Origin of the sequence: Winogradskyella bathintestinalis (assembly GCF_030407435.1) — a bacterium.
Taxonomy (GTDB): domain Bacteria; phylum Bacteroidota; class Bacteroidia; order Flavobacteriales; family Flavobacteriaceae; genus Winogradskyella; species Winogradskyella bathintestinalis.
Map to the genome: position 1 here is coordinate 236,904 of NZ_JASDDK010000002.1, position 12,516 is coordinate 249,419.

The window sequence follows — 12,516 nt, forward strand, 5'->3', positions numbered from 1 at the left end:
CGGGACGAAGCCAACAAATAAATTAAATATGAAACATAAAATACTTGTTCTTTTAGTGCTTATATTTTCTATTTCTGAAGCACAATTACTTCAGGATAAAAACAACTTCACAAAACAAGATACACTTAGAGGAAGCATTACGCCAGAACGCGAATGGTGGGACCTAACCTATTATCACTTAGATGTTGAAGTGAAACCAGATGAGAAATTTATTTCAGGAAAAAATATAGTTCATTATAAGGTCTTAGAGAAAAACAAGGTAATGCAAATCGATTTGCAGGAACCATTAGAAATTACCAAGGTGATTCAATATGGAAAATCATTAACTTTTAAGCGGGTCGGCAACGCCTATTTCATCAATCTTATTTCTAATCAACATAAAGGAGAACTTCATGCTCTTGAAATATTTTATCAAGGACAACCTAAAGAAGCCAAACGCGCACCTTGGGATGGTGGATTTTCATGGAAAAAAGATAAAAATAAAAAGCACTTTATAGCTACGAGCAACCAAGGATTAGGTGCCAGTGTATGGTGGCCAAACAAAGATCACATGTATGACGAAGTGGATAGTATGCTCATTAGCGTAACCAATCCCAAAGGGTTGACCAATGTTTCTAATGGTCGGTTACGCGAAGTGGTCGAAAATGATAATAACACCGTAACTTCTCACTGGTTTGTCAGTAATCCTATAAACAATTATGGCGTCAATGTAAATATAGGTGATTATGTGAATTTTTCTGAAATGTATAAAGGCGAAAAAGGAGATCTAGATATGGATTATTGGGTTTTATCTTATAATCTTGACAAGGCTAAAAAACATTTTATAGATGCCCCAAAGATGATGAAAGCTTTTGAGCATTGGTTTGGACCGTATCCATTTTATGAAGATAGTTTTAAGCTGGTTGAAGTCCCATATTTGGGTATGGAACACCAAAGTTCTGTAACCTACGGAAACAAATACATGAAAGGATATTTAGGAAGTGATTTATCGAGAACCGGTTGGGGATTGAAATTCGATTTTATTATTATCCATGAAGCTGGTCATGAGTGGTTTGCCAACAATATCACCAACAAGGATATTGCCGATATGTGGATCCATGAAGGGTTTACAGCCTACTCTGAAAACCTGTTCTTAGATTATTATTACGGAAAAGAAGCCTCTGCCGATTATGTGATTGGTACGCGCGCTAATATTCAGAATGATAAACCTTTAATTGGGCAATATAACGTTAATAATGAAGGTTCTAGTGATATGTATTACAAAGGTGCAAATATGCTGCACACCTTAAGACAATTGATTGAAGATGACGAAAAGTGGCGACAAATTATTCGTGGGTTGAATTCAGAATTTTATCATCAGACAGTAACCACAAAACAGATTGAAGATTATATAAGTGAACAAGCGGGCATTGATTTAACCGAGTTTTTTAATCAATATTTAAGAACCACGAAAATTCCGACCTTAGAATACGCTGTTAAAAATAAAGACTTCAAATACCGTTGGATAAATATTGTCGACGGTTTTGATATGCCAATTCAAATAGAAATTAATGATAAAACAGAATGGTTGTTTCCAAAGGCGGAATGGCAGACTAAAAAAATCGATACTGATAAAATTAAGATTGATCGTGATTTTTATGTAAATTCAAAGGAAATTTAAGTAACGACTTGTTAGTCTCGAAGCTTCGGCATTGAAATATGCAAAATCGGAAAAGAAGCTAATGGAGTTACTTGAATTATACTTTAAAACAGATGTCGAATGGCGAATGGTTACACAACAATCATGACGTCATAAAAGGAGTACACTTAATTTTCTATAAAATAAATCACGAAGAAGCTTCTATGCGATGGGAAGAAGCCGTTAAAGTAGCACTTTGTTATGGTTAGATAGATTCTACCGTTAAAAGTTTGGGCAACGGAAAACGACGACAATATTTCTGCCCACGAAAGCCAAAGAGTGTCTGGAGTGCGCTCAATGAAAATTATATCAAGGCTTTGTATCAACAAAACTTAATTCATCAAAGTGGACACCTGTTTATTAAAATTGCAAAAGAAATGGCAGTTGGACAGGATTAGATGCTATAGAAAGAGGCATTATTCCTGAGAAGCTTCAAAACGCCTTTGATGCTAACAAAAATTCTTTTGAAAACTACCACTACTTTGCGCCTAGTTATAGAAAAAGTTTCTTGTATTGGTTAAATCAAGTAAAAAGAGAAACGACACAACAAAAAAGAATCGCAGAGATAATTAAACTCTGCGATTCTAATATTAAAAGTCGTGATGTTCGGTAAGTTATAGCTTACACATAATTAAGCTCAAAAATAAATTATTACACCCCTAAAGTCCTCTCAAGGGGACAATTCTCCAAATAATATTAGAACTAATGTTCCCTCGAGGGGACCTTAGAGACGCTTTAAATTTTTCAACAAAGTTTTATAACCTATAACCCACTAATATAACTTCCATAAGGATCCTTAAACTGCATACCTTCCGAATAACGATATTTACTCAATTTATTAAACTGCGTTAAACCCCAAAGAATAAATTCTTTTTCGAAATAGACATCTTTTGGATCAATCTCTGGTTGATAATCGGCTATCAACGCATCTAAAGGAGTCACTTCGTCTAATTTCGCTTTATAAGTAGCATCATTGAAATCATCAAGCAGTTCAAAACCATCCCCATTAAAAAACCATGAAATTAAATCGTCATAAGGAGTTTCTTCTCCTTGCTTTTCTAATTTTTCAACTTTCGGAAAATATTTTGGAAATAATGTTTTAACGGCTTCTTCCATTAAGGTGTTAGCAACAAAATCAGCACCTTCTTGTTCACCTTCATAAACCAATTCAACTTTCCCCGTTATAGCCGGAATCACACCAACAAAATCCGATAATCTTACAGATGTTTTTGCATCACCAGAAATTAAAGCGCGTCTTTCTGCTGTGCTTAACAAGTTTTCGAAAGCGGTAATACTCATACGAGCACTCACACCACTTTTTGCATCAACATATTCACTCTCTCTAGCTTCAAAACTTATTTGTTCTAACAAATCTTTCGCTAATTCTGGCACATAAACCGAACTCGACTGACGTTCGTCTAATTTAGCTTCTTGCGATGTAATCGTTCTGGCAATTTCTACAGACTCGGGATAATGCGTTAATATTTGAGAGCCAATTCTATCTTTTAAAGGAGTTACAATGCTGCCTCTATTGGTATAATCTTCTGGATTTGCGGTAAACAAAAATTGCATATCTAATGGCAATCGTAACTTAAATCCCCGAATCTGAATATCACCTTCTTGCAGAATATTAAATAAAGCCACTTGAATTCGGGCTTGTAAATCTGGTAACTCATTGATGACAAAAATGCAACGATTGGCTCGAGGAATCATGCCGTAATGAATGACACGATCATCGGCATAACTCAATTTTAAATTCGCAGCTTTAATAGGATCTACATCTCCAATAATATCAGCAACAGTTACATCTGGTGTCGCTAGCTTTTCAGCAAATCGATCATCTCTATGCAACCAAGTTATTGGCGTATCATCTCCTTTTTCTGTAATCAATTCTTCTGCATATCTCGAAATGGGTGTTAATGGATCGTCATTAATCTCAGAACCTTCAACCACTGGAATATATTCATCTAAAAGATTCACCATCATTCTGGCCAAACGTGTTTTTGCCTGACCTCTCAACCCTAATAAATTAATATTATGACGCGATAAAATAGCACGTTCCAATTCCGGAATCACCGTATTTTCATAACCATGAATCCCTTCAAAGGTCGTTTTCTTATTTTTTATATTTTCAATAAGATTATCTCTCAATTCATCTTTAATAGATTTTGATTGATAACCCGATTGTTTTAATTTGCCTAGTGTTTTTATGTCTTTCATTTTTTAGCTTTTGGCTATTGGATTTTAACTATTAGCAAACTCCACACGAGTTAAAATACTAACACCTAAAAGCCCACAGCTTTATTTTATCCTTTAATTCGCTTCTTCCGATTATTCTCATAATCCTCGAATATCATCTCTCCCAATCCCTTCAAGCCGGTATAAAACGCTTTACCCCTATTCGCTTTTGTAAATTCTCTTATAAATTGCATCAAATAAGGATCTTCAGCAATCATAAACGTGGTTATAGGAATATGTAAGCGTCTTGCCTGCTGGGCCATCGCATAACATTTATTGGTGATAAACGGATCTAAACCATTACTATTTTTATAATACTGACCATCCGGCATCCGCAAGCAACTCGGTTTACCGTCCGTAATCATAAAAATCTGTTTATTAGTGTTTCGTTTTCTGCGCAACATGTCCATGGCTAATTGCAATCCAGCAACCGTATTTGTATGATAAGGTCCGACGTTTAAATACGGTAATTCTTTTATTTTAATTGGCCAAGCATCATTTCCAAATACTAATATTTCTAGAGTATCTTTTGGATAGCGCGTGGTGATTAATTCAGCTAAAGCCATAGCGACTTTTTTGGCAGGTGTAATTCTGTCTTCACCATAAAGAATCATACTGTGGCTAATATCAATCATAAGTACCGTACTCATTTGGCTTTTGTGAAGGGTTTCTTCAACTACCAAATCATCTTCCGTTATACTAAAATCACCGAGACCATTATTAATTTGAGCATTTCTAATACTTTCAGTCATGGATACTTTATCTAACGCGTCACCAAATTGGTAAGCTCTAAAATCGCCTGTATGTTCATCACCTAATCCTACTCCTTTACTTCTGTGATTGCCAGAACCGCTTCGCTTAATTTTTCCAAAAATATGGTTTAAAGCTTGTTGGCGTATCGCACGTTCCGTTTTTGCCGTTATGGTAGTCTTACCTTTACCGTTGCCATTACCTGTAGGATCAATTTCTTCTCGGATGTAACCCTTCTTTTTTAAATCTTCGATAAAATCATCGATAGTATAATCTGGTGTCGTCAACTTATATTCCTTGTCTAGTTGTCGCAACCAGTCTATAGCTTCATCAAAATCGCCCGAAGTATGTGTAATCAACTCCTTAAATATTTCGAAGAGTTTTTCGAAAGGAGATTGGTTGGGAGCTTCGTAGGTTTTAAATACAAAGCCTGACTTGTTTCTGTTATCATTCATAGCTATGTAAAAATAATGATTTTACCATTGCTTTATTTGCATATTTTCGATTCTAACATTTAATTAACTATAATATAAACGCTAATTAAAAATCAAAAAAAAGACGTCGAAATTTTAAAACAATCTAAGTGATTTATGGTTGCCCACCACTTTAAATATGATGTCTTTCCTTAACAAGAATTTAAGATTTCTTCCCATCAAGATTGTATATTTTAGACGTCTTTTAATTTTATAAAAATCCTTATTTTGAAACAAAAACGACAGCAACTTGCAAAAACCTCTAGAGTGTATAGAAAACTGCATCGTGCAATTGCTGTGCCGTTAGTATTTTTTATGTTTTTATTGGGAGCAACAGGTTTACTTTTAACATGGAAAGATCAACTTCAACTTAAACCAAAATCAGAAACAGCCCTTTCTAATGATAGGGTTTTAATATCTTTAGATGAGATAAAAAATAAGGCGATTAAACATGTTAAAACCTTAAATCTCTCTTCTGAGATTAATCGCATTGATTATAGACCGAACAAGGGCATTGCAAAAGTTAGATTCGAAAATCACTTCACCGAACTACAAGTTGATTGTTATACCGGAAAAATAGTTTCAGAAAAAAACCGAACAGCGGATATTATTGAAATGATTCATGATGGTTCTATAATAGATTTCTTATTTAAAAATCAATCGACACCAGTAAAATTATTGTATTCAACGATCACATCTTTAGGATTAATACTTTTAGCTTTTAGTGGTTTTTGGTTATGGTTAAAACCTAAACAAATTAAAAAGTTAAAAGAATAACACCATCATAGCATTACTAAAATCTAAAAATTTTTTCCTTAAATTTAAACTTTACACAACCAATCTTATAAAAAATGAAATATTTATTTTCTCTTGTTTTCCTATTTAGTATAACATTTAGTTTCTCCCAAGAATTCTCAATGGATTTGGTGAAAAATATGACTCCTAGGAATATTGGACCTGGCGGTATGTCTGGTCGTGTTACCGCTATTGATGTAGTCAATTCTAATCCTGATGTAATGTATGTGGGCACCGCTTCTGGTGGATTATGGAAATCCAATTCTGGAGGCATTACTTGGAACCCTATTTTCGATAAGGAAGTGACAGCGTCCATCGGAGCAGTTGAAATCCAACAATCAAATCCGAGTGTGATTTGGGTAGGTACAGGAGAAGGAAACCCTCGTAACTCATTAAATGGTGGTTATGGAGTCTATAAATCCCTAGACGGTGGAAAAAACTGGATGGCAATGGGCTTAGAAAAAACACGCCATATTCATCGCATCATCGTAGATCCAACGAATCCAGATGTGGTTTATGTTGGTGCAATTGGTTCACCTTGGGGAGAACATCCAGAGCGCGGTGTTTTTAAAACAACTGATGGAGGAGCAACATGGAACAAAATTTTATTCGTAAATAATAAAACCGGAGTTGCCGATTTAGTAATGGATCCAACCAATCCGAATAAATTAATTGCCACACTTTGGGAGCATAAACGTGAGCCATGGTTCTTTAATTCTGGCGGTGAAGGTTCTGGTTTACATATCACCCATGATGGAGGAAAGACATGGAAAAAAATCACTGAAGACGATGGTTTTCCAAAAGGCGATTTAGGACGCATCGGAGTAGCTATTGCCCCAAACAAACCCAATATTATTTATGCTTTGGTTGAAGCTAAAAAAAATGCGCTTTACAAAAGTGAAGATGGTGGTTTTAAGTGGAAAAAAATTAATGATAAAGATGATATTGGAAATAGACCGTTTTATTATTCTGAAATTTACGTCGATCCAGAAAATGAAAACAGAGTGTATTCCGTATTTACTTATGTAAATGTATCACAAGATGGTGGGAAAAATTTTGAACAATTAATGCCTGCTTATGGAGTTGATAATGGTATTCATCCCGATCATCATGCTTGGTGGATTCATCCTGAGAATGGTAATTTTATGATTGATGGTAATGATGGCGGTTTAAATATTACAAGAGACGGCGGAAAAACCTGGCGTTTTATTGGTAATTTACCTGTAGCGCAATTTTATCATATTAATGTCGATAATGACTTTCCTTACAATGTTTATGGAGGAATGCAAGATAATGGTTCTTGGAGAGGACCTGCCTATGTTTGGCGAGCGCAAGGCATAAGAAATAGTTATTGGCAAGAAATCAGTTTTGGAGATGGCTTTGATGTAATTCCAGATAAGGACGACTCAAGATATGGTTGGACGATGAGCCAACAAGGCTATGTAAGCCGTTACGATTGGCAAACTGGAAATAATTATATGGTACGACCAACGCATCCAGATCCAGATGTGAAATTACGTTTTAATTGGAATTCTGCAATCAATGTAGATCCATTTGATAATAGTACTATATACTTTGGAAGTCAATTTGTACATAAATCTACAGATAAAGGAGAGACTTGGGCTGTAATTTCACCAGATTTAACTACCAACAATCCTGAAAAACAAAAGCAATCAGAAAGTGGAGGTCTAACTTTAGACGCCACAGGTGCTGAAAATCATACGACAATTTTAGTCATTGAACCGTCGCCTATTGAAAAAGACATGCTTTGGGTCGGAACCGATGATGGCCGTGTGCATTTTACAACAGACGGAGGGAATACTTGGAATGATGTATCAAAATTAAAAGGTTTACCCGAAGGTAGTTGGATTGCACAGATAAAAGCATCAAATAAAAATAAAGGCGAAGCACTTTTAATTGCCAATGATTACAGACGATTCAACTATACACCTTATGCATACAGAACTAAAAATTATGGCAAAACATGGGAACGTATTGTTGATGAAAATGATGTTGAGAGTTACACCTTATCGATTGTTGAAGATTTAGATGAACCAAATCTCTTATTCTTAGGAACAGATGATGGTTTATACATTTCTATTGATGCGGGGAACACATGGACCAAATGGACAGAAGGTTTCCCCACCACTTCCGTTAAGGATTTGGTAATTCAACCACGAGAACACGATTTGGTTATTGGCACTTTTGGAAGAGCTGCTTGGGTTTTAGATGATATTAGACCGCTGCGAGAAATGGCTAAGAATAAAATGGTGATGTCTTCAACTATAAAATTATTTGAACCTCCAACAGCATATCAAGCGGCATACCAGCAACCTACAGGAAGTCGATTTGGTGCTGATGCTATTTACCATGGAGAAAATCGTGGTGGTGGTGCCCGTTTTTCATATTTGTTCAACATGAAAGAAATGCAGGAAAATGGCGCTATTACCAATCCAAAAGATAAAAAGTCTAAAAAAGAATTGGATAAAACAGGAAAAGAGCAACCGACTATTCTAAAGGATAAAAATGAGGATACGGAAAATGATGAAACTAGTGAACGGGTTGAGAATAAAAAGTGGGATTCGTTAACTTTAAAAATTTACGACGGTAATCGCTTAATAAGAACTTTAAAAAGAAAAGCACCAAACGAAAATGGAGTACATAAGTGGACGTGGCGAATGCGCGAAGCTGGTGTAGACAGACCATCACGAAAACTACGAAAAAACACAAGAGAATCTGGAGGTGTAACGGTAAAACCTGGGATTTATAAAGCGGTATTACAATATGGTGACCAAACCTCCGAAACTAATATAACCATTGCTTCAGACCCTAGATTAAACGTTTCACAAAAAAATATTGACGAAGTTTATGCGGCATCCAAACAGTTAGAGCAACTACAACAAACCGCTGCTGATGCGGTAAAACAATTAGTGGAAAGCAAAACCATTGCCGTAAACTATAAGAAAGATTTAGCTGAACTTGATAAAGAAAAATACAAGGATAATATAAAAGCTTCCAGTGAAATTATTAAAACCATTGATAGTCTAATCGACAACTATTTAGGCAAAGTTGATAAGCGCCAAGGGATAACTAGAAGTCCTGAAGTCACTCCTTTACAACGTCTCGGTACTGCAAGTGGTTATGTTAACGGAAGCCAGAATGGCTTAACTTCTACAGAAACCACATTAATTAATCAAGCTCAAAAGGCTTTGAATACCTTGTTTGCTGAAACCAATAGTTTTTTTAATAATGATTGGAAAGAATATCAAGAAAAAATGCAAGTCATTAAAACAAATCCATTCAAAGAGGTGAAACGTTTTAGTATCGATTAATATAACATCTAGAACTTCATTAAAAAACACTCTAATTTATTTAGGGTGTTTTTTTATTCTATCCGTCGTAAACCTTCTAAATCTTCAATCTTCACATGTTTTCCGGTGGTAGAAATTAGACCTTCTTTTTTAAACTGTGATAGAATTCTAATAGCAGATTCTGTAGCCGTTCCTACAAGACTTGCATAATCTTCTCGAGATAGAACTACGCTTAGAAAGCCATTGACATCCTTATCAAATGTTTCGTGTAAATAAATCAGTACATCAGCTAAACGTTGCTTCACTGACTTTTGAGCCATATCGACTATGATATTATCGGCCATTCTAAGTTCTTTAGCCATTTCTTGTAACATGTCTAAAGAAAATTTTGCATTTTTAGATAAATCATGAAGAATTTCGCTTTTGGGGATAAAACAGACTTCCATTTCATTTACGGCAACCGCGGTAAGATTTGATTTCTCATCAGACACTAAAGAGCGTTGCCCAATTAAGTCACCTCTAACTACTAATTTTACAATTTGGTCTTTACCATTGGCACTCAATTTAGACAGTTTACATACCCCATCTTTTACACAAAAAATACCATTGATACTTTCACCTTCTCTAAAGAGTATCTCACCTTTTTGAACAAATCGAGAGGTCTTGCATCCAGCTAATCGGATCAAATCGTTTTTACCTAAAGCTCTTAAAGAATTAAATTGTCTAATAATACATTGATCGCACTTGCTCATAGGAAAATTGTTAATGACAAAGTTAATCAAAACATGATAAATATCATAGATTATAATGAAATGCATTGTGATATTTGCCACAGGTATAATTGAGCAAATATTAAAATGAAAAACAACACTTGTTTTCATTGTGGTGATGATTGTGATCGCCAATCAATAACATTTCAGGAGAAATCGTTCTGTTGTAATGGTTGTAAAACCGTTTTCGAAATTTTCAATGAAAATGACTTAACCTGTTATTACGATTTACAAAATTCACCAGGAGCCATTCCTGAAGAGATTGAAGGTAAATATGATTTTCTCTCACAGGAAAATATTATTGAAAAACTTACTGAATTTAGAGATGGTTCTATTGAAATCGCCACACTTTATATTCCGCATATCCATTGTAGTTCTTGTATATGGATTTTAGAAAACCTCAACAAACTTAATCCGAATATTTCAGATTCTCAGGTCAATTTCGGTAAGAAAACGGTTAGAGTAACGTATAATTCGGAAACTACGAATTTAAAATCTGTAGTCTTACTGTTAAGTTCTATTGGCTATGAACCTTATATAAGTTTAGATGATTTTAAATCTGGAAAACAACAAATCAACCGTAGCTTAATTTATAAGCTCGGTATTGCTGCTTTTGGTTTTGGCAACATTATGTTTTTGTCCTTTCCAGAATATTTTGAAGTGGATGAATTTTGGCTAGAACAATACAAACCGTTTTTCCGGTGGTTAATGTTTGCTATGTCCTTGCCAATTGTATTCTATTCGGCACAAGATTATTTTATTTCAGCATACAAAGGTTTAAGAGCTCGACTTCTTAATATTGATGTTCCGATTGCGCTCGGAGTTTCGGTATTATTTATACGAAGTACTATTGAAATTATGTTCGATATTGGGTCAGGCTTTTTCGATAGTTTAGCCGGATTAATATTTTTTCTATTAGTCGGTAAGTTCTTTCAACAAAAAACCTATGATTTTCTTTCCTTTGAGCGCGATTATAAATCTTACTTCCCTATTGCCATCACTAAAATTGATAAGGATGGTGACGAGAACTCTATTCAGGTTTATGACATTGAAAAAGGCGATCGCATTCTTATTCGGAACGAAGAATTAATTCCTGTAGATGGCATTCTCATTAATGGTAAAGCGAAAATAGATTACAGTTTTGTTACTGGTGAATCCCAAACGGTTACCAAACATTCTGGAGATAAATTATTTGCAGGTGGTAAACAAACCAACGGTGTTATTGAAATGGAAGCCTTGAAATCTGTTGAACAGAGTTACCTCACGCAATTATGGAGTAACGATGTATTCAATAAAAATAAGGAGGATGGTTTTACTAATATAACTAACACCATTAGCAAACATTTTACTATTACCCTTTTAACTATCGCTGTACTAGCAACTACGTTTTGGTTATTTGCAGATGCAAGTAAAGCTATGAATGTATTTACGGCGGTTCTAATTATTGCCTGCCCTTGTGCTATTGCACTCTCTGCGCCTTTCACATTTGGCAACTTACTACGAATCTTTGGAAAACAAAAGTTCTACATTAAAAATGCGAGTGTTATCGAACAATTAGCTCAAATCAATACTATAATTTTTGATAAAACAGGAACAATAACGTCCAACAAAGATAGTAATGCCGAATACGATGGAGCTATCCTTTCCGACTCAGAAAATATCGTTTTGAAGAATTCCCTCAGAGGCTCTAATCACCCCTTAAGTAGAACTTTATATCACATTTTAAAAGAAAATAACATAGTTACATTAGATGCTTTTGAGGAGCATATTGGCAAGGGTATTGAAGCAAAACATGCCGCCATAAATTTGAAAATTGGCTCAGCTAGTTTTGTAGGAAATCCAGATACAAGTACGGTTCTCAATACCACCGTTCATGTGAGTAGTAACAACGTTTACAAAGGGAAATTTACCTTTTATAATAGTTACAGAAAAGGCGTTTCAAAATTGTTCAATCAATTGAAACAACAATTTGATTTGGTCATTCTTTCTGGCGATAATGAAGGAGAATTCGAAAATTTAAAAAAATTACTACCTACAAAAACCAAATTGATTTTTAACCAAAAACCAGAGGACAAACTTGAATATATAAAATACCATCAATCCGAAGGTGCAAAAGTTTTAATGATCGGTGACGGACTTAACGATGCCGGAGCCTTAGCACAAAGTGATGTAGGCATAGCCATTTCTGAAGATGTTAATGTTTTCTCTCCAGCTTGTGATGCCATTTTAGACGCTACTAAATTTGAAGAATTGTTCTCGTATATAAATGCGTCTAAATCGGCAATAAAAATCATAAAATGGAGCTTTGTATTATCATTCTTTTATAATGTTATTGGTTTATACTTTGCAGTCACAGGGCAATTAGAACCTGTAGTTGCGGCCATTTTAATGCCTTTGAGTTCTATTAGTATTGTAGTTTTTACAACTATTGCGACAAACCTTTTAGGAAGAAAATTAAAATAAATTATGCAATATGATAAATGTCATGTTTTAATTATAGT

Annotated in this window: 9 protein-coding genes; 6 read left to right on the forward strand and 3 right to left on the reverse strand. The window is 34.8% G+C overall.

Annotated features, from left to right (window positions below; translation table 11 throughout):
* Nucleotides 1-28: 28 nt before the first annotated feature.
* The 3 genes from QMA06_RS05935 (at nucleotide 29) to QMA06_RS16475 (ending at nucleotide 2,291) form a co-directional block, all read left to right on the forward strand.
* A complete protein-coding gene (locus tag QMA06_RS05935) occupies nucleotides 29-1,660 on the forward strand; it encodes a M1 family metallopeptidase (RefSeq protein WP_290205951.1) in 1,632 nt (543 codons plus the stop codon).
* Between the two features lie 92 nt (nucleotides 1,661-1,752).
* The gene (locus QMA06_RS16470; RefSeq protein WP_318036594.1) at nucleotides 1,753-1,887 is read left to right on the forward strand and encodes a YdeI/OmpD-associated family protein; all 135 of its coding nucleotides are present in this window, start codon (nucleotides 1,753-1,755) and stop codon (nucleotides 1,885-1,887) included.
* A gap of 209 nt (nucleotides 1,888-2,096) precedes the next feature.
* On the forward strand, nucleotides 2,097-2,291 hold the full coding sequence (locus QMA06_RS16475; protein WP_318036598.1) for a YdeI/OmpD-associated family protein: 195 nt from the start codon (nucleotides 2,097-2,099) through the stop codon (nucleotides 2,289-2,291).
* A 149-nt stretch (nucleotides 2,292-2,440) separates the two neighbouring features.
* Here QMA06_RS16475 and QMA06_RS05945 read toward each other — a convergent pair whose 3' ends face one another.
* On the reverse strand, nucleotides 2,441-3,898 hold the full coding sequence (locus QMA06_RS05945) for a MoxR family ATPase (RefSeq protein WP_290205952.1): 1,458 nt from the start codon (nucleotides 3,896-3,898) through the stop codon (nucleotides 2,441-2,443).
* An 86-nt stretch (nucleotides 3,899-3,984) separates the two neighbouring features.
* On the reverse strand, nucleotides 3,985-5,121 hold the full coding sequence (locus tag QMA06_RS05950; RefSeq protein WP_290205953.1) for a vWA domain-containing protein: 1,137 nt from the start codon (nucleotides 5,119-5,121) through the stop codon (nucleotides 3,985-3,987).
* A 246-nt stretch (nucleotides 5,122-5,367) separates the two neighbouring features.
* Here QMA06_RS05950 and QMA06_RS05955 point away from each other — a divergent pair, with 246 nt between their 5' ends.
* Together QMA06_RS05955 and QMA06_RS05960 are read left to right on the forward strand one after the other, a co-directional pair.
* Nucleotides 5,368-5,916, forward strand: a complete 549-nt coding sequence (locus tag QMA06_RS05955) for a PepSY domain-containing protein (RefSeq protein WP_290205954.1) — start codon at nucleotides 5,368-5,370, stop codon at nucleotides 5,914-5,916.
* Nucleotides 5,917-5,990: 74 nt separating this feature from the next.
* Complete coding sequence (locus tag QMA06_RS05960; RefSeq protein ID WP_290205955.1) at nucleotides 5,991-9,266, forward strand: WD40/YVTN/BNR-like repeat-containing protein; 3,276 nt, start codon at nucleotides 5,991-5,993, stop codon at nucleotides 9,264-9,266.
* Nucleotides 9,267-9,319: 53 nt separating this feature from the next.
* Here QMA06_RS05960 and QMA06_RS05965 read toward each other — a convergent pair whose 3' ends face one another.
* Nucleotides 9,320-9,997, reverse strand: coding sequence for a Crp/Fnr family transcriptional regulator (locus QMA06_RS05965; protein ID WP_290205956.1), 678 nt, complete (start codon nucleotides 9,995-9,997; stop codon nucleotides 9,320-9,322).
* A gap of 105 nt (nucleotides 9,998-10,102) precedes the next feature.
* On the opposite strand from QMA06_RS05965, the gene QMA06_RS05970 reads away from it, so the two are divergent.
* On the forward strand, nucleotides 10,103-12,478 hold the full coding sequence (locus QMA06_RS05970) for a heavy metal translocating P-type ATPase (RefSeq protein WP_290205957.1): 2,376 nt from the start codon (nucleotides 10,103-10,105) through the stop codon (nucleotides 12,476-12,478).
* Nucleotides 12,479-12,516 lie beyond the last annotated feature (38 nt).